Genomic DNA, 18,583 nt, shown 5'->3' on the forward strand with positions numbered 1-18,583 from the left:
CGTGAGTTCCGGAACGCCTGCCGCACAACCTCTTCATAGATGCGATCTATGACGCGATAGTCCCCTTCTCTCACCGCGGTTCGTCGTCAAGAAACCGCAACAGGGGCTAGCGCGTACAGAAGATTGCATACAGTATGTGGGGAGGAGGTGCAGACGATGAGCAGGCGGAAGAAGACCGAGCCCTACGTGCGGCTCACCCAGCCCCTGGTGCGTGACGCGGGCGTCCTGCGACCGGCGAGCTGGGACGAGGCGCTGGACAAGGCAGCAGAGGGCTTCCGCAGGAACGTCGCGCTCGGTGGCCCGGACGCGTTCGGCATGTTCTCCTGTGCGCGGGCCACCAACGAGATGAACTACATGGCCCAGAAGTTCACCAGGGCCGTCATCGGGACCAACAACGTCGACTCGTGCAACCGCACGTGTCACGCGCCGAGCGTGGCGGGCCTCGCCAAGGTGTTCGGCAGCGGCGGCGGAACCTCCTCCTACCAGGAGATCGAGGACGCCGACCTGATCGTCCTGTGGGGGTCGAACGCGCGCGAGGCGCACCCGATCTTCTTCCAGCACGTGCTGAAGGCCGTGAACAAGGGCGCGAAGCTCTACGTCGTCGACCCGCGGCTGACCAGCACCGGCAAGTGGGCGCACAAGTGGTTGCGGCTCAAGGTCGGCACGGACATCCCGCTGGCGCACGCCATCGCCCGCGAGATCATCGCCTCGAACCTGACGAACATGTCGTTCGTCGAGCGGGCGACCGAGGGCTTCCAGGAGTTCGTGAAGGCCGTCGAGCCGTGGACGTTGCCGGTCGCCGAGCTGGAGACCGGGGTGCCCGCGGAGCTGATCCGCGAGCTGGCGCACGCCTACGCCAAGGCGGACCGCGGCCAGCTCAGCTGGACGCTCGGCATCACCGAGCACCACAACGGCACCAACAACGTGCTCAGCCTGATCAACCTGTCGCTGCTCACCGGCCAGGTCGGCCGCTACGGCGCGGGCCTGAACCCGTTGCGCGGGCAGAACAACGTGCAGGGCGGCGGCGACATGGGCGCCATCCCGGACCGGCTGCCCGGCTTCCAGGACATCACCGACCCGGACGTCGCCAAGAAGTTCAACGACGCGTGGGGCTCGAACTTCAAGGCCGCCAAGGGCTGGAACCTCACCCAGATGCTCGAGGCGATGGAACGCGGTGACATGACCACCGTGTACATCATCGGCGAGAACCCGGTGCAGTCCGAGGCCGACTGCGAGCACACGATCAAGCGACTGTCCAATCTGGACCACGTGGTGGTGCAGGACATCTTCCTCACCAAGACCGCGCAGCTCGCGCACGTCGTGCTGCCCGCGGCGGCAGCCTGGTGCGAGACCGACGGCACGTTCACCAACAGCGAGCGCCGGGTCCAGCGCGTCCGCAAGGCGTTGACGCCACCGGAAGGCGCCCGCGACGACATCGAGATCATGGGCGAGATCGCCCACCGGCTCGGTGCGGACTGGGAGCACAAGACCGGCCAGGACGTGTGGGACGAGCTGCGCAGCCTGTCGCCGATCCACACCGGCATGACCTACGACCGGCTGGAGAAGCTCGGCGGCATCCAGTGGCCGTGCCCGGATGAGGACTCCCTCGAACCCAGCTTCCTGCACGGCAGGCTCTGGGAGGAGGACCCGGTGAAGCGCGGCATGCCCGCGACGTTCTCGCCGGTGCCGCACAGCCCGCCCGTCGACGAGCTGACCGAGGAGTTCCCGTTCCGGCTCACCACCGGCCGCCGGCTCGACTCCTACAACACCGGGGTGCAGTCGGCCGGTTTCGAGTCGCCGCTGCGCGTCGGCGAGACGCTCGACCTGTGCCCGGAGGACGCGCGTGCGCTCGGGGTGGAGGCCGGCGAGGAGGTGTCGATCACCAGCAGGCGCGGGCAGATCGTCGCGCCGGTGCGGATCGACGAGGGTCTCACGCCGGGGCTCGTCTTCATGACGTTCCACTTCCCGGACGAGATCGACGTCAACGTCCTGACGATCGAGGCCACCTGCCCGATCGCGGGGACCGCCGAGTACAAGGCCGCGGCCATTCGAATCGACAAGCTGGCCAAGCTTCCGGTGAAGGTGGGCTGAGTGGATCTCAAACTGCTCGACGTCGAACCGTCCGAGTCCGAACGCGTGGTCGTCGACCTGTTCGCGGGGATGGGCAGGGACCAGCTCCTGCCCGCCCTGCACGCGGTCAACGACCGGGTCGGCTGGATCAGCCAGGGCGCGCTGAACCACATCTGCCGCGTCCTGCACATCCCGCCCGCCGAGGCGTACGGGGTGGCGAGCTTCTACTCGTTGTTCTCGCTGACCGAACGCCCGGCGAGGGTCACGCACGTGTGCGTCGACCTCGCGTGTCAGATCAACGGCGCGAAGTCGTTGTGCGACAGGCTGACCAGCGAGCTCGGACCGGCGGGGGCGAAGAGCGGTTGGTTGCGCAGCCCGTGTCTCGGGGTGTGTGAGAAGGCTCCGGTGGCGCTCGCGTTCGAGGCGGGGGAGGTGGCGGCGGAGCAGCTCCTGGCGCCCACCACCGCCGAGGAGGTGATCGCGGTGGCGGCCGCCAGTCCCTCCCACGTGGACGGTGAGCGCGCGGAGGTGCCGCAGGCCGGTACCCCTGGTCTGCGGCTGCTCAAACGGGTTGGCGTCGTCGATCCGGAGTCGCTCGACGACTACCGGGCGACGGGCGGCTACGCGGCGTTGCGGACAGCCCTCCTCCTGGGGCCGTCCGGGGTGATTCGCGAGGTCACCGACGCGAAGCTGATGGGCCGCGGCGGTGCGGCGTTCCCGACAGGACGGAAGTGGGACGCGACCGCCCGCCAACCCGTGCGACCGCACTACCTGGTGTGCAACGCGGACGAGAGCGAGCCCGGCACGTTCAAGGACCGCCTGCTGATGGAGGGCGACCCGTACGCGGTGATCGAGTCGATGACGATCGCCGGGTTCGCGGCCGGCTGCTCGCGCGGCTACCTCTACCTGCGCGGCGAGTACCCGCGGGCGTTGCACCTGCTGCGCAACGCGATCGCTCGTGCTCGTGAGCGCAACTTCCTCGGCGAGAACATCATGGGCCACCAGGGTTTCTCGTTCGACATCGAGATCCGTCGCGGCGCCGGCGCGTACATCTGCGGCGAGGAGACGGCGATCTTCAACTCGATCGAGGGCTTCCGCGGCGAGCCGCGCTCGAAGCCGCCGTTCCCGGTCGAGTCGGGGCTCTTCGGCAAGCCGACGGTGGTCAACAACGTCGAGACGCTGGTCAACGTGCCGGTGATCCTCACGGAGGGGTGCGAGGCCTACACCGCCATCGGCACCCCCGGCTCGGCCGGGCCGAAGCTCTTCTGCCTGTCGGGCAACGTCAGTCGTCCGGGCGTGTACGAGGTGCCGTTCGGCACCACGCTCGGAGAACTCCTCGATCTGGCGGGTGGCGTGCCGCCAGGCCGGGAGCTGCGAGCGGTACTGCTCGGCGGGGCGGCAGGCGGGTTCGTTCGCCCGGACGAGCTCGACCTGCCGCTCACCATGGAGGACGCGCGGGCGGCGAACACCACGCTCGGCTCCGGCGTCGTGCTCGTCCTCGACGACACGGCCGACCTGGGCGCGTTCCTGTTGCGCATCGCCGCGTTCTTCCGCGACGAGTCGTGCGGCCAGTGCGTGCCGTGCCGGATCGGCACCGTGCGCCAGGAGGAGGCGATGGCGCGGCTCGTGGGCAAGCGCCCGCTGAGCACGTCGGCCGAGGACCTCCAGCTGCTGAAGGAGGTCGGGCAGGTCATGCGCGACTCGTCCATCTGCGGTCTGGGCCAGACGGCCTGGAACGCCATCGAATCGGCCCTGTACCGGCTCGGCTACGCGGAGGAGGCGGCATCATGACCATCGTTGAGATCGGCCTGCCGAAGCGCTTGGTCGAGCTGACGCTGGACGGCGAGTCCGTCCGGGTGCCGGAGGGTGCCACGATCCTGGATGCCTGCACGGCACAAGGGAAATCGATCCCGACGCTGTGCTACGGCGACACGTTGAAGCCCGCAAACGCTTGCCGCGTCTGCATGGTCGAGGTCGAGGGATCGCGCACGCTCGTGCCGTCGTGCTCGCGCAAGGTCGAGCCGGGCATGGTCGTGAAGACCGACTCCGAGCGCACGAACCACAGCCGCAAGCTGGTACTGGAACTTCTCGGGTCCGCTACGGACCTCTCCACCACGCCGCACGTGGACGAGTGGATGTCCGCGTGCGGCGCCGACCCCTCCCGCTTCGGCCCGCCGGCGCCGCCGTCGACCGACCGGGACGACCGCCGTCCTGGCGAGCACGACGAGCCCGACGGCCAGACCGCCGCCACCGTGCGGCAACCGGCCAAAGTGGACAATCCGCTGTACGTCCGGGATCTCAGCAAGTGCATCATGTGCTACAAGTGCGTGGACGCGTGCGGCGACCAGTGGCAGAACACCTTCGCGATCTCGGTCGCGGGCCGCGGGTTCGACTCGCGGATCTCCACGGAGTTCTCCACGCCGTTGCCCGAAAGCGCTTGCGTCTACTGCGGCAACTGCATCGAGGTCTGTCCCACGGGTGCGCTGAGCTTCAAGCGCGAGCACGACAAGCGCGAGGACGGCACCTGGGACGAAGAGGCCCAGACGCAGACGACGACCATCTGCACGTTCTGCGGGGTCGGGTGCAACCTCACCCTGCACGTGCAGGACAACGAGATCGTGAAGGTCACGTCTCCGCACGAAAGCACTGTCACGCGCGGAAACCTGTGCATCAAGGGTCGTTTCGGCTGGCAGCACGTGCAAAATCGCTGATCAAAGCACTGGAGGGCGCTCCGATGTCGTTGATCCTCAAGCCCGGAACCTCCTGGCACGACGTGTACTCGCGGTGCGTGTCCGTCGCGCCGGAGGCGTTCCACGAAGACCGGCTGCTCAACCACTTCGGCGGCGAGTGGAGTCGTGCGGGCGAACCGATGCCCGCCACCAGCCCGGTCGACGGCTCCACCATCGCGGGCCCGCCCTTCCTCGACTTCGACGTCGCGGGACGGGCGGTCGTCGCGGCCGTCGACCAGCACATCGAGTGGCGCAACGTCCCCCTGGCCGACCGCAAGGCCAGGGTGACGGCGGCGCTGGACGCCCTCACCGAGCATCGCGACCTGCTGTCGTTGCTGCTGGTGTGGGAGATCGGCAAGCCGTGGCGGCTCGCGACGGCGGACGTGGATCGGTGCATCGAGGGGGTGCGCTGGTACGTCGAGGAGATCGACACGATGCTGGCCGGCCGGGGCCCGTTGAACGGCCCGGTCAGCAACATCGCCTCGTGGAACTACCCGATGAGCGTGCTGATGCACGCGATGCTGGTGCAGGCGCTGGCGGGCAACGCCGTCATCGCCAAGGCGCCGACCGACGGTGGCGTCAGTTGTCTCACTTTGGCGACCGCGCTGGCCGTTCGGTCGGGGCTGCCGCTGACTCTGGTGTCCGGAAGCGGGTCGGAGCTCGCACCGGTGCTGGTCGGGTCCTCGTTCCTGGGCTGTGTGTCCTTTGTGGGCGGTCGTGATGTCGGCAGCGCTATTGCGACGCGCCTGGTCGACTCGAACCGGAGGCACGTCCTGGAGCAGGAGGGCCTGAACTGCTGGGGCATCTGGGAGACCGACTCCTGGGACATGCTCGGCACCCAGATCCGCAAGGCGTTCGACTACGGCAAGCAGCGCTGCACCGCCTACCCGCGCTACGTCGTGCAGCGGTCGTTGTTCGACAAGTTCCTCAGCGTCTACCTGCCCGCGGTGCGGGACGTGAAGTTCGGGCACCCGCTCGCCGTCGCTTCGCCCGAGGACGAGCTGCCCGTGCTGGACTTCGGGCCGTTGATCAACGACGCGAAGGCCAAGGAACTCGGGGACGTCGTCGAGGAGGCCGTGCGGGCGGGCGGGGTGCCGCTGTACCGGGGGTTGCTCGACGGCGGGCACTTCCTGCCGGGGCAGCAGACCGCGGCCTACCTGGCGCCGGTGGCGATCCTCGACCCGCCGCGGTCGTCGCCGCTGCACCACGCGGAGCCGTTCGGCCCGGTCGACACGATCGTGCTGGTGGACACCGAGGCCGAGCTGCTGGCCGCGATGAACGCCTCGAACGGTGCCCTGGTCGCGTCCTTGGCCTGTGACGACGAGGCGACCGCCCGCCGGTTGAGCGAGGACGTCCAGGCGTTCAAGGTCGGCATCAACAAGCCGCGGTCGCGGGGTGACCGGGACGAGGTGTTCGGTGGGCGTGGTGCGTCGTGGCGCGGTGCGTTCGTCGGCGGATCGTTGCTGGTGCACGCCGTGACAGAGGGCCCGCCCGACGAACGGCCGTACGGCAACTTCCCCTCCTACTCGCTCTACCCACCCACGTGACCTACCGGGCGGACCTGCTCCGCATCGTGCAGACGGTGGTGGCGCCGAACGCCGCGGACGTCGATCAGCACTCCCGCTTCCCCCGTGCCGCGCTGAACGCGTTGGGTGCCAAGGGGTTGCTGGGGATGACGATCTCCCGGACGGTCGGCGGGGGAGGCCAGGACGTGCGGTCGGCCGGCCGGGTGGTCGAGCAGGTCGCCCGCGTGTGTGCCGCGACGGCCTCCGTGCTGCGGTCGCACTACTCGGCGGCGGCGGTGCTGGACCGGTCGGGCCCGCACTGGTTGCGGGCCGAGATCGCGGCCGGGCGGCACCTGTCGACGCTGGCCGCCTTCGGTTCGGCCGGCGAGGCGTCGTCGCACGGCGACGTCGTTCAGGTGCGGGCGCGCAAGAACTGGGTGATCGCGGCCGGCGAGGCGGACAGCTACGTCTGGTCGTGCGGCTCGGGATTGTGGCTCGTGCCCGCCGAAGCGCCGGGGTTGCTGGTGCCCGCCGACCATGCCGGGATGGGGCTGCGCGGGACCGTCGCCACGTGCGTGCAGGCGGACCCCGTGCGGGTGCCGGCGTCGAACCGGCTGTGGTCCGGGGAACTGGCGTTCCCGTGGTTCATGGTGCTCGGGGCCGCGGTGTCGCTGGGGCTGATGGAGGGGTCGCTCGCGGCGGCGATCGGCGTGCTGGGGCGCGATGATCCGCGCACCCGGCCGGACCTCGCGCGCATGCGGTTGCGGACGGACTCGGTGCGGGTGCTGTACAACGACACCCTGTCCGCGGTGACGTGGCACCCGGAACGGTCGGTGGACCGCGTGCGGCTGCTGGCGGTCACCGCGACCGAGGCCGCGGTGGCCGTGACGGATCTGGCGATGAAGGTGTGCGGGGACGCGGCGTTCCGCCGTGACCTGGGCATCGAACGCCGGTTCCGGGACGCGCGGGCGGCGGCCGCGATCGAACCGACCGTCGACGTGCTGCTGGACTCAGTCGAGATCTGAGGCCAGCGGCAGGAAGTAGACGAGTGCGTCGTCCACGCCGTCGAGCCCGATGACGTCGTGGGCGATGTCGTCGTAGAACCCGCCCACCAGGCCCGTCCGGATGCCGAGGTTGGCCGCCGTGACGGTGAGGTTCTGCGCGAGGTGCCCTGCCTCGGTGAACGCGAATCGGAGTGCTCTGAGGCCGTAGGTCTGCCTCAGGCTGCCGAGTCTGATGTAGAGGGCCAGGACCGCGGGCGTGCCGGCGAGTTCCGTCGTGCCCGGGCCGAACCACATCGACGTGGCTTCGAGGTCCTCGATGGACGGAGCCTCGCCGAACCACGTGAGCGCGCGCTCGACCTCGTTGACCTCGTAACGGCCTCTGGCGAGGCCGTCGACGTTCAGGGCGATGATCCTGATCCTGGCGCAGTACTGGGCTCCGGCGCTCGGGTAGGGCCATCGGCCGTCCCTGGGCGACATGGCGTTCCAGAGCAGGGTGCCGAGCTGTTCGGCGCTCAGGTCGCCGGTGAGGTCCCGGCTGGTCCTCCTCGCTCTCAGCGTGTCGGTGTCCACTGTGGAGGGCAGTGCGGTGGTGGCGGGCCAGGACTGCCTCGGGGTGCTCGACTTCCTCGGCAGCTGGTCGGTGAAGCCCGGCAGGAACTTGCTCGCCTCCAGGTAGCGGCGGTCGGGCGCCGTCTCGTTGTCGTCGTGGAAGTCGGTGAGGCCGTTGGGGGACATGGCGGCGGCCGCGGTGGTCCAGCAGATCATGCGCTCTTCGTTGGGGGTGATGCCCATGCGGTTGAGCAGCATGTGCAGCTGCGACGCCCAGACGTAGGGCAGCCAGCCGCCGATCCGGTCGTTGGCCTCCTTGATCGTGCTGCGCCAGTGGGCGATCGCGCCTCGCGGGTCGCGGTGCCATCGCGCCGCCAGGTCCCGGCCGCGCTTGGCGAGCAGCTGGTTCGCGGCGTGCTGCGACCCGATCGTGGGGGCCGGCGCCTGCTCCTGGACGTTGCGCCAGCCCGAACCGAGGCTGCGCAACCATCCCGCGGCCTGGGGCAGGGTGAGGTCGAGCGCCCTGGCCGTGGCGATGGTGAGGTCGATGGCGGCCGTCAGCCTCGCGCTGTCGGTCTTCGTGGCCTTCAGGACCGCGATGGCCACCTGGGTGCTGTGGCAGAACACCTCTTCCGCGATCGGCAGCGCCTTCGGGCCGCCGTAGCGTTCGGTCTCGGGGACGTACTCGACCTCCCGGACGTCGCCGTGGGGGAGCCAGCCGGGTTCGTCGGGTTCCTGTGCGAAGGTCTGGTCGGCGATGAGCTTCTCGAGGGTCTCCTTGAGCTCCTCGGTGGCTGCGGCGTCCTTGAACCTGACGCGCAGGTGCGGTCCGGTCTCCCAATAGCGCAGGAAGTACCACTCGTGGCCCGCCATCGCCGGCGCCAGCGACTCGGCGACGAACGTGTCGAGGTCGGCGCGGTTCCAGTTCACCCTGCAGTGCAGGCCGGTCCAGGTCACAGCTTCACTCCTCAGGGGAACGGGTGGGGGTGCGTCTGCCTGAGGACGAGCCGGGGAAGTCCATTGGTCCTGCGGTGGCCGAACGTCATGGGCAGCGCGCCGGGCACGACGACCTTGGCCGCGTGCAGGCCGAGCGTGTTCACCGTGTGCGGGTCCGACTGGTCGACGGCGATCACTTCCAGGCTCATCGCTCTCGTGCAGCTGTCGAGCAGGTGCTTGAGATCGGTGTGCGTTCTCTGGCCTTCGAGGTGGTGCGGGGGTTCGTCGCTGACCAGGAACGCCCACCGCTCTCTGGCTCCTTCGAGCGTGTTGACTGCGACGTGGTCGTCCATGGTCCTGACCAGCCTCGGGTCTTCGAGCAACCGCTTCAGCCTGGCCGGTTCGTAGTCCTCCGGCTTGGTCCTGACCCGGTCCGCGAAGGCCTCGACGTCCACCGCCACCTCGACCGCCGCCGACCGCATGGCCCTGACCGGGTCGGGGCTGGCACCGGCCGCGAAGAACGCCTGGGGCAAGCCTGTGCGCGTCGCCCTCGCCAGGGTCATGACCGCCGGGATGCGCATGTCGTTGGTGGCGTTGAGGAACAGCAGTTCGTAGCCGAGCTCTTCGAGCCGGTCCTTGAGGTGGTGCAGCAGCGGGTCGTCCGGCAGCTTGATCCTTCTGAGCGGCGTCTTCCCGTACCAGGCCATCAGGAACGCATCCCGTTCCGCGACCTCGAACAGCCCGTGCAACACCGCCTCCGTCAGGCTGTTGCCGAGCCCGCACCCGTTCGAGGTCTCGTGCACGAACCTCTCACCCGGCACACCCCAGTACGCGATCTGCTCCGGCACCAGGATCTTCTTGCCCTGCGTGTACGACCACCCCTCGACCCAGCGCAGTTTCATGTCGGGGTGGTAGACGTCGTTCTCGTCGTCGAGGCCGAGCGTTGCCGGGTCCAGCGCTCTGGTGGGGCCGAGTTCGGCGAACGAGGCTTCCGTCGTTGGTCGACGGCGGGGCCGCATGCCGTTGATCCGCTCGATCAGCTCGAAGATCGCCGTTCTCTCGGCCTCCTCGAACGACGCCGTGCGCCCGTACCCGACCGTGTGCGCGTCCAACTCCGCGGTCACCGTCGCCAACGGCAGGTGGCCGCTCTTGAACAGGGCCGTCACCGGCCCGTGGCGGAAGTCGACCATCGCTTCCTTGAGCGCCTCGACCGTGGTCTTGCTGTTGGGTGTTCTGAGTTCCCCGTTGGGCGTGGCCGTGTTCTCGGTCGCTTCCTGGACCGGCTCGCAGCACGTGCCCGGCTTGATCCGGTGCGTGGACACCAGCCCGAGGTCGCTCCGGATCGCGACGACCGCGGCACTGCCTTCGATCGCCTCGACCAACGGCGCGAACGCGGGCGCCGTGAGTCCTCCGAGGTTGAGGGTCTGCCGCGGTGCCTGCGCGAGCCGCGCGTTCTCCGCGCACCGCACGCAGGCGTTCGTGCCGGGACCGACGAGCGTCAGTGCGCCGTCCGCCCGCACGACCGGCGGGTCCTGGGACGTGTAGGTGATCATCGGTACGCCCTCAGTCCCGCGGCCCGGAGTTCGGGGTCGAGCTCCACCGGCCGGATGTCGATGCCCGGCAGCAGTGCGATCGCCCGCTGAAGCCGCTCTTCGCTCTCCCGGACGTCCGCCGGCCAGTGCCACTGCCGGGTGACCCACGCGGGCTGGTCGGCCGTCCTGGTGGGCGCGGCCCCGTTGAGGTGCGCGGTTCCCGCCCACCCGGCCTGCGCGAACCCGGCGGCGGCCAGGGCGGCGAACGCCACCGCGTCCGCGGCCGTCGCTTCCACCGCCCAGGCCAGAACCTGGTGCTTGTCCCGGATCTCGGCCCGGTAGACCCCGTCCGCGAGCCGGTCCGCCCGGACGACCGCGGGCACTGCGAACCGCGCGGTCAACGCCTTCCACCACCGGTGCGCGGTCGGATCGCCCGTCCACTCCTCGGGATCCGCCGGCTCACCCCGATGATGCCGCGCTGCCCGCCGCAACGCGCCCCCGCGCGCGTGAACGTCGTCGATGCCGATGACGCCGTCGCACTTGAGGGCGTGGAGAGCGGCGTCGAGCCGAGCGGCGTCCGCGGTGGTGCCGATGCCGAGCGCGGTACCGGAGGTGGCGAGGTTGGCCGGCACCTGGGGGAGCGCGCCGAACTCCGGGGTGTCGACCGGCCCGAGCTCGGCGTCGGTCAGGGCGTCGAGGGCGTGCCACGGGTCCTGAGGTGGTGGGCCTTGGAGGATCGGGTGGTAGGTGGCGGTGAGCGGGGACGCGTGGGCGACCAGCGCCATCGGGTAGCCGGCTGAGCCGGAGGTGAGTTCGCCGGCCGGGTCGGGCAGACCGGCGACGGCGCAGACGAGTCGATGCACGGCGGCGCACCCGATCAGGGTGGCGAGGACTCCGGTCGGTTCGCCGGTGAGGCCGAGTCTGGCGGAGGTGCGCATAGTGACTTCAGTGTTGAGTGAAAGAGACGCTTCGGTAGTGGGCGGCAGGACGTACCCGACCTCGGTCCCGCACTCGGCCACGACGGTCAGGCCGCCGGCGGAAAGGGAGAGGTCACGGGCAGAGGCCGACTCCACCACCGGGGACGCCGTCGGTTGACCTGCCACGTTTTCCGACGCTGCCGCCTGTACCGGCTGACGGGTCGTGCTCTCGGACGCTCCGGCCTGTGACGGCGGACCGGCCGCGCTTTCCGACGCTCCCGCCCGTACCGGCTGACCGGCGATGCTCTCCGATCCCGCCTTCCCCGCCGCAGCCGATCGCCCCGGCACCGCTTCCTCCGCGCAAGCGGCCGCGGTCTCCACCGCCAGCCCCACCGCTTCCGCCGCCCGCACCGCCGCTCCAGCCACCACCCCGTTCCCCGACACCACCACTGTGACCCCGCGCAACCGCCGCCAGGCCTCCACAGGCTCCGCCGCCGCAGACTCCAGCCACGCCACCACGTCCGCAGAAGGCGCGTCCGCACCCCAACCGGGCATCTCCACGAGCATGTCGTGCTCCCACAACTGCTCCACGATCAAAGCCACCGCCGCACGCACCGCAGGCGCTGCATCAGGCGCCTCCAGGTCGGCCCGCACCACTCCGGCAGACAACTGCGGGGCCAGGCGTTGCCACACCTTCCACAGGCCCGCGCCGCCCGACAGGGTGCAGTTCGACGTCCAGCCGCGCAGGTGCAGGCCGTCGGGGGTCGGGGTGGCCTGGACAACCGGGCGCAGGCGCACGAGCACGGGCGTCACCCCGTCTTCCGGAGGGCGGCGAACTGGTCGGACCAGGTGGTGCCGAGGACCTGCTGTGCCGCGTTGGCCAGGAGGTGGGCCGCCGCGTAGCGCTCCATCGGGGTGACGTCGCAGAGGGCGAGGAGTTGGTAGAGGACGTTGGTGCCCAGGCGGTAGACGGTCATGGCGCGCGCCACGGGTGGGGAGGAGAGGTCGACCGTCCACATTGCTGTGTGGTATTCGGTGAAGGTGGTTCGCTCGCCGTAGTTGTAGCGGCGGATGGCGTCCTGGTCGCCCACCTCGTAGGCGCGTTCGCCGTGGCGGGGGTTGGGGTCGGACGAGAGGTCGCCCGCGTCGTAGCTCTCCTCGGCGGACAGGCGCAGCGCGATGGTCCACGTCTGCCAGGCCGCTTCGAGGTGGGTGGTGGGGTGGCCCAGCGCCACCTGGGAGACCAGGGCACAGGCTGTGGAAGCGTTTGCGGCCCAGATCTTGTCCAGTTTGGACCTAACGGCACCCGATGGGTCGCTGGCGAGGAGGAAGTCCTCCACGTGCGAGAGGAACGAGTGGTAGCCGTACTGGAGGCCGCCCGGGTAGCGGCTGGCGTGCACGGCCATCGCGGTCAGGGCGAGCAGGGGGCGGGAGACGCCCAGGGACGGGCGCAGCAGCGGAATGCCCAGGTGGAGGCCGTGGGCTCGCAGGGCCACGTGGGCCGGCGGGAGGAACGCCGCGGCGCGCGAGGTGTCGGTCGGTTCCACGTGCACGGAGTTGTTGGGGTGGAACGGGGTGAACGGCGGCAGCAGCAGTTCGGCCACCGCGGCGGACTCGGCGTGAGCCAGCAGTTCAGCAGCAGAAAGCTCGACCACAGAAGGCGCAGAGGCCAGGTAAGAGCGCAGCAGGGTGGCCACCAGGAGCGCCGCTGTCGGGCTGGACGGGCCCGACAGCACGACGCGGACGTGCGGGCCGTGCAGCCAATGGCGTTCGAGGTGGCCCACCACGTCCGGGAACGCCGAGGTGGCCGCGGCGAGCGCCGGGAGGACGCCGTCGCGGAGCAGCGGGGCCTTGACGGGGTCGTGGTAGTAGCAGACGACGTCGGTCATCCGGCCCTCCGGTAGGTCTCCGCCACCACTTCGAGCACCTGGCCGGACGGCACGGGGAGTGCTTCGGTCAGGCGGACGTGCGCGCCGTAGCGGGGGACGAGGCGCGGGAGGCAGCGCAGGTGCAGGGCGTTCAGGAGGTCGACGTACTGGGGTTTCGGGCCGTTCACGCGGGCCTCGAAGTCCTCGCGGGACGTGATCACGCCACCCATGCCCGCGAACAGCTCAGACGGCAGACCGAAACGCGCGCGCAGAGCCGTCGCGCCCGCAACCGAACCGAAGGCCTCGTCCAAGACAGAAGACGGGAAGTCCCAGTAACGGCGGCCCAGCACGACGTCGCGGTACCGCAGGCGCGAGGCCACCCGGACATCGCCGGCCGACGACACCGGCTGCAACGGCGTCAGGTCGGCCGCGCCGCACGACAGGTCGGCGTGCAGGGCGGCGGCGCGGTCGGGCAGGGAGATCGGCATCAGGTAGCCGAGGTACAGCACGTCGAGCAACGCTCCGTTGTCACGGCGGCGCAGGCGGAGCTCGTCGTTCTCCTGGTCGTGGAAGACCTCCAGGGCGTCCGGCGTGTGGTCGGCCCAGCGCGGGTCCTCGCCGATCTCCGCGCGGCCCAGCAACGGGTGCAGGTTCGGGTTGAAGCCCTGCACCGGCCGGTACTCCAGGAAACCGCGCGGGAACACACCGTCCAAAGTGGCCCGGACCGTCGCGTAGGCCTCGGGCGGCAGCAGGTCGAGGAACCGGCCGGGGAAGCGGCCGAAGCCGTCGTAGATGTGGTTCACCACCAGGCCATGAGGCGACGGCTGGGCGAAGAACGAGTAGGAGACCGGCCGCGTCTTCATCCACGACGGCACCAGGTCCGCGGCGGCGCTCACGACCTCGTCGGTGATCACGCCGTCCTGCACCAGGTCCGCCACCTGGGCCCGGCTCGCACCCAGTCCGCCGGTCGGCGCACCGGACATCGCCTCGTGCATCAACGGCGCGCACTCGGCCAGTCGTGCGACACCGCCGCGCCCGAACGCGGACACGAAGAGGTCCCGCGAGTACCGGCGGATCGCGAGATGCCGGTCGAACAGCATCAGCAACGGCGTCAGCCCGGCCAGCGACCGCACCCCGTCGTACCCGTGCGCACGACCGAGCCGCACCGGCTGAGGCAGCACGACGTCCTCGCTCAACGGCGTCACGTCACCCAGCTCGACGCCGACCAGCGCCCCGAGCGACTCCCAGGCGGAGAACAACGCGGCCAGCGCGGCCGGCCGGGCGGAGGCGTCCAGCGAGGCGAACTCCACCGTGTCCCGGTAGATCTCGACCACCCGATCGGCCAGCGCCGACCGCCCGGTGTCCCGCAACCACGACGCCAGGGCGGGGCAGGCCGCCGGGTCCTGCGGGTCGACCGGCAGCACCGGCACCAGGAGCTTGATGTCGAGCAACAACGCCACGTAGTGCTGCGCGCGATCGGACTCGCCGTCGGGCAGCCGGGTCGCCAGCGCGCTGGCGAGCTCGGCCGGGCTGATCCCCTTGGGGTTCGCCCCGGTCAGCCCGACCAGGAACTGCAGCGGCGCGCTCGACGCCAGCTCCACGTCCTCCTGGATGCCGACGTAAGCGCGCAACGGCCCCCGAGCAGGCACGTCGCGGCGGAACTTCGCCTGGCCGTCCTCGAAGTGCACGTCCGGCGCCAGCCGGTGGGGATGATCGACCACGTGCGCCCGGTCGGCGAGCAGGGCCGCGATCAACCGCGACAGCAACACCTGGTTCACCCGCGTCACCGCGACCGGGGTCCCGAAGTCGGGTTCCGGCGCGTCGGGCGACCAGGTGCCCCAGCCGACCGCCGCGTACCAGGACAGGGGACTGGTCTTGGACGTCGCGCGCAGGGCGTAGCGCAGCACGGTCGGCTCGGCCTTGCGGGCCCGCTTGTCGGACGAACCGGCCCGCGCGAGCCCCTGCCAGAGGTCGCGCCCGCTGAACACCGCCGCCTTGCGCACGGACTCGTCCCCGCACAACGAGGCGAGCACGGCACGTTCGGCGTCGAGCGCCTCGGGCAGCAACCGCTCGACCTCGGCCATCGCCGAGACCCGATCCTCCATTGCGGACAGCCAGGTGCCGAACTGCGGGAACCGCGAGACCAGATCAGCGGTCTCGGCGAGCAAAGCCGCGCGCGGCATCCGTCCGTTGTGGACGTCGCGGCGCAACGGCAGCACGACTGTGCGGTGGTAGGCGTCGGAGTGCGTGCCGGCGCTGTCGTGCAACAGGTCCGACACCGGACCCGCCAGCGACTGCAGCGTGGCTTCGAGCGCCGCCAACGTCTCCACCGCCCGCCGGAACGGCGCTGCCGTCGCAGCGCCGTCCGGGTGCGGCAGGGCCGCCAGGCGCACGAGTGCGTATGGCGCTGTTTCTCCCTGCACGCGTTCGCTCATGCGTTCTGGGCGGGAAGCTGGGGCTGGGTGCAGCTGCTGCACGACGAGCTGCCGCACGAGCACGACGAGGCGCCTCCGGAGGCACCGGACTCCGGCAACGCGACCGAGTCGCGCAGGGAGGTGACCGCGAGGTCGCCGAGCTCCAGGTCGTCAGGGTCGAAAGAGAGATCCTTCATGCCGTGTCCTCACGTCTTCAGTTGTTGTGACCAGGCCCCAGAAGGGCAGTCAGCTCAGGCTGAAGAAGCGCGATACGGCACGGATCGCGCTTTGCTTGATCGGCCGGTCAAAGCCGGGCGCGGACCTCGTGGGCCTTGGGTTCGCCGAGCTCCTCGAACACGGTCGCGGACTCCAGCCAGCACTTCTCCGCGCCCCGCCGGTCACCGAGCCCGTCGAGCGCGAGCCCGAGGTTGTCGAGCGACTCCGCCTGCCCGTACAGGTCGCCGATCGCGCGGAACGTCTCCAGGGCCCGCTCGACGTACGTCACGGCCTGCGTGAAGTCGAGCAGCCCCCGGTACACCTCGCCGACGTTGTTGAGCAGGATCGCCTCGCTGTACGGGTCCTTGATCTCCTGCCGGATCTCCAGCGCCCGCAGGTACCGCGCCAGCGCCACGTCGAACCGCCCGGCGTCGGAGTGCAGCAGCCCGATGTTGTTCAGCAGCACCGCCGCCGTGTGCAGATCGCCCAGCTCGCCCGCGATCTCCGCCGACTGCTCGTAGCACGCCAGCGCGTCCTCCGGCCGGCCCTCCGCCATGTGGACGATGCCGATGTTGTTCAGCGTCGGCACCTGACGCGACCTGTCGCCGACGGCGCGGAAGATCGCGAGCGCCTGCTCGTAGCAGTCGATCGCCTCGTCGTGGCGGCGCACCTCGCGCAACGCGATGCCGAGCGTGATCAGCATCCGGCCCTCGGCCGACCGGTCACCGACCGACCGCGCGGCCGCCAGCGCCACGCCGTGCGTGTCCAGCCAGTCCGCCCAGTGCTTGCGCAGGTTGAAGAAGTCCCACAGGCATTGAGCGAGGCTCCACGAGTGCTCCGGCAGGTCGTGCTCGGCGGCGTCGCGGATCGCGGCCACGAGGTTCGCGCGTTCCGTGTCGCACCACAGCAACGCCATGTCCCGGTCGGCGAACGACCTCGGGTGCACGGCCGGGTCCGCGGGGCCGATCTCCAGCTGTCGCTGAGGGTTGAGCAGCTGCGCGCTGCGCCACGACGTGTGCACGTACCAGTCGAGCACGCGGCGCCGTGCCAACGCCCGCGCGGGCGGCGGTTCGGCGGCGTTCACCTGCTCCACGGCGTACGCGCGCAACAGGTCGTGCAGGCCGTAGCGGTCCGGAGTGTGTTGCTGCAAAAGGTGTTCGTCGAGCAACGTCTCCAGCAGGTCGCCGGCCTCGTGCGCGGTCAGCCCGGCGAGGGCGGCGGCGGAGTCGGCGGTGACGTCCTCGCCGGGGTGGAGTCCGAGGAGGCGAAACAGACGCCTCTGGTTCTCCGGCAGCGCCTGGTACGAGAGGTCGAACACGCCCCGAGCACCGAGACCGCCTCCCCGTTCGAGCCGGTCCACGAGATCCCGCACGGTCCATTGTGGACGTCGAGCGAGACGTTTCGCGGCCAGTGCCACGGCGATCGGCAGGTGACCGCAGATCTCGGCGATCCGTTCCGCGGCCTCGCGATCGGCCGCCACCCGGTCGTGCCCGGCGATCCGCGACAGCAGCGCCAACGCCTCCGGCGGCGTGAAGACGTCGAGGAACAACGACCGCACCCCGTCGAGCTGCAACAGCGTGCGGCGGCTGGTGATCAGCACCACGCACGTCGCGCTGCCCGGCAGCAACGGCCGCACCTGGTCCTCGCCGGCGGCGTTGTCCAGCAGCACCAACGCGCGCTTGCCCGTCAGCCGGTCGCGGTAGAGCGCGGCCCGGTCCTCGAGTGACTCGGGGATCTGCCCGCCCGGCACGCCGAGCAGCCGCAGGAAGCTCTCCAGCACGGCGGACGGGTCGGCGGGCAGCTCGTCCGCGTCGAACCCGTGCAGATCGGCCCACAGTTGCACATCGGGGTAACGCTCGACGAGCCGGTGGGCGGCCCGCACAGCCAGCTTGGTCTTGCCGACCCCCGCCATGCCCTCGATCGCGGAGATCACGACCGTGGTCTGCGGCCCCGGTTCGAGCAGCCTGCGCAGTTCGGACTCGCGCCCGGTGAACTCGGCGATGTCCATCGGCAGCTGCCGGTGCGCGCTCAACGCCGCGGGCGAGGGCACCCGGCTCTCCAGGATCACCTGGTGCAGCTGCCGCAACCGCCCGCCCGGTTCGACGCCGAGCTGCTCGACCATGTGCTTGCGGGCCGTCGCATAGGTCTCCAATGCTTCGCCCCGGCGGCCGGACCGGTCCTGCGCGAGCATCAGCAACGCCCAGAGCTCCTCGCGCAACGGGTGCTGCGCCGTCTCACGCCGCAGCCGGTCCACCACGTCGTCGAACCTGCCGAGCTCCAGCGTCGCCTTGGCGAACCGCTCGACGGCCGCGAGTCTGCGCTCCTGCAGCCGGGTGAGCTCCGCGCGCAGCAGCGGTCCCGCGTTCAGCTCGGCGGTCGGGGTGCCGTGCCACTGCGCGAGCGCCTTCCCGAACAGGTCCGCGGCGGACTCCGCGTCGTTCTCGGTGAGAGCGTTCTCACCGTCGCGCACCAGCTGGTCGAACGCGTCGAGGTCGAGCTCGCCCGGCAGCACGGTGAGCTGGTAGCCGTGCCCGGACCGGGTCACCAGCCGGTCGCCGACGACCTTGCGCAGCCCGGCGACGTACGTGCGGAGGTTCGACTCGGGAGCGACCGGGGGAGAGTCCCACACGGCGTCGGTCAGCAGGGCCGCGCTGACCGCTTCGTTGGCGTGCAGCAACAGCATGGTGAGCACCGCGCGCTGCCGGGGTCCGCCCAGCTCCAGCAGTGTGCCCGACCGCCGTACCGCCAGCGAGCCGAGCAGCAGGAACTCCACAGGTAGATCGCTCCTCGATGATCAGGACAGGGGGTGCACCTCCATCCTGGCGCAGAATCCGGCGGCCTGT

The 18,583-nt window shown here is 70.5% G+C and carries 12 protein-coding genes; 5 read left to right on the plus strand and 7 right to left on the minus strand.

Features of this window, described 5'->3' with window-relative positions; genetic code table 11:
- The first annotated feature begins 156 nt into the window (after positions 1-156).
- The 5 genes from ACFWNN_RS04690 to ACFWNN_RS04710 are packed head-to-tail and all read left to right on the plus strand — an operon-like array spanning position 157 to position 7,329.
- Positions 157-2,091, plus strand: a complete 1,935-nt coding sequence (locus ACFWNN_RS04690) for a molybdopterin oxidoreductase family protein (protein WP_382438491.1) — start codon at positions 157-159, stop codon at positions 2,089-2,091.
- Complete coding sequence (locus ACFWNN_RS04695) at positions 2,092-3,861, plus strand: NAD(P)H-dependent oxidoreductase subunit E (protein WP_382438492.1); 1,770 nt, start codon at positions 2,092-2,094, stop codon at positions 3,859-3,861.
- A complete protein-coding gene (locus ACFWNN_RS04700; protein ID WP_382438493.1) occupies positions 3,858-4,781 on the plus strand; it encodes a 2Fe-2S iron-sulfur cluster-binding protein in 924 nt (307 codons plus the stop codon). Before ACFWNN_RS04695 ends, ACFWNN_RS04700 begins: the two co-directional genes overlap by 4 nt.
- Before the next feature lie 23 nt (positions 4,782-4,804).
- A complete protein-coding gene (locus tag ACFWNN_RS04705; protein ID WP_382438494.1) occupies positions 4,805-6,346 on the plus strand; it encodes an aldehyde dehydrogenase family protein in 1,542 nt (513 codons plus the stop codon).
- On the plus strand, positions 6,343-7,329 hold the full coding sequence (locus ACFWNN_RS04710; protein ID WP_382438495.1) for an acyl-CoA dehydrogenase family protein: 987 nt from the start codon (positions 6,343-6,345) through the stop codon (positions 7,327-7,329). Before ACFWNN_RS04705 ends, ACFWNN_RS04710 begins: the two co-directional genes overlap by 4 nt.
- Here the strand turns inward: ACFWNN_RS04710 and ACFWNN_RS04715 are convergent.
- From ACFWNN_RS04715 to ACFWNN_RS04745, 7 genes are all read right to left on the minus strand, one after another.
- Complete coding sequence (locus ACFWNN_RS04715; protein ID WP_382438496.1) at positions 7,315-8,814, minus strand: thiopeptide-type bacteriocin biosynthesis protein; 1,500 nt, start codon at positions 8,812-8,814, stop codon at positions 7,315-7,317. The genes ACFWNN_RS04710 and ACFWNN_RS04715 overlap by 15 nt on opposite strands.
- A gap of 11 nt (positions 8,815-8,825) precedes the next feature.
- Positions 8,826-10,346, minus strand: a complete 1,521-nt coding sequence (locus ACFWNN_RS04720) for a YcaO-like family protein (RefSeq protein ID WP_382438497.1) — start codon at positions 10,344-10,346, stop codon at positions 8,826-8,828.
- Positions 10,343-12,046 carry a hypothetical protein gene (locus ACFWNN_RS04725; RefSeq protein ID WP_382438498.1) on the minus strand — a complete coding sequence of 568 codons (1,704 nt, stop codon included), beginning with the start codon at positions 12,044-12,046 and terminating at the stop codon, positions 10,343-10,345. Before ACFWNN_RS04725 ends, ACFWNN_RS04720 begins: the two co-directional genes overlap by 4 nt.
- A 5-nt stretch (positions 12,047-12,051) precedes the next feature.
- Positions 12,052-13,131 (minus strand): hypothetical protein, encoded by a 1,080-nt coding sequence (locus tag ACFWNN_RS04730; RefSeq protein WP_382438499.1) that lies wholly within the window; start codon positions 13,129-13,131, stop codon positions 12,052-12,054.
- Positions 13,128-15,545: a lantibiotic dehydratase gene (locus ACFWNN_RS04735; protein WP_382438500.1), complete on the minus strand. Its 2,418-nt coding sequence runs from the start codon at positions 15,543-15,545 to the stop codon at positions 13,128-13,130. The genes ACFWNN_RS04730 and ACFWNN_RS04735 overlap by 4 nt, the downstream gene beginning before the upstream one ends.
- A complete protein-coding gene (locus ACFWNN_RS04740) occupies positions 15,542-15,721 on the minus strand; it encodes a thiazolylpeptide-type bacteriocin (RefSeq protein ID WP_266040363.1) in 180 nt (59 codons plus the stop codon). Before ACFWNN_RS04740 ends, ACFWNN_RS04735 begins: the two co-directional genes overlap by 4 nt.
- A 107-nt stretch (positions 15,722-15,828) precedes the next feature.
- The gene (locus ACFWNN_RS04745) at positions 15,829-18,513 is read right to left on the minus strand and encodes a BTAD domain-containing putative transcriptional regulator (RefSeq protein WP_382438501.1); all 2,685 of its coding nucleotides are present in this window, start codon (positions 18,511-18,513) and stop codon (positions 15,829-15,831) included.
- Positions 18,514-18,583 lie beyond the last annotated feature (70 nt).

Source organism: Lentzea sp. NPDC058450 (assembly GCF_042721395.1).
Classification (GTDB): domain Bacteria; phylum Actinomycetota; class Actinomycetes; order Mycobacteriales; family Pseudonocardiaceae; genus Lentzea.

Coding starts and splice junctions, on each gene's coding strand:
- ACFWNN_RS04720 (WP_382438497.1), bottom strand. CDS start 10,346: ATGATCACCTACACGTCCCAGGACCCGCCGGTCGTGCGGGCGGACGGC.
- ACFWNN_RS04740 (WP_266040363.1), bottom strand. CDS start 15,721: ATGAAGGATCTCTCTTTCGACCCTGACGACCTGGAGCTCGGCGACCTC.
- ACFWNN_RS04705 (WP_382438494.1), top strand. CDS start 4,805: ATGTCGTTGATCCTCAAGCCCGGAACCTCCTGGCACGACGTGTACTCG.
- ACFWNN_RS04690 (WP_382438491.1), top strand. CDS start 157: ATGAGCAGGCGGAAGAAGACCGAGCCCTACGTGCGGCTCACCCAGCCC.
- ACFWNN_RS04735 (WP_382438500.1), bottom strand. CDS start 15,545: ATGAGCGAACGCGTGCAGGGAGAAACAGCGCCATACGCACTCGTGCGC.
- ACFWNN_RS04700 (WP_382438493.1), top strand. CDS start 3,858: ATGACCATCGTTGAGATCGGCCTGCCGAAGCGCTTGGTCGAGCTGACG.
- ACFWNN_RS04730 (WP_382438499.1), bottom strand. CDS start 13,131: ATGACCGACGTCGTCTGCTACTACCACGACCCCGTCAAGGCCCCGCTG.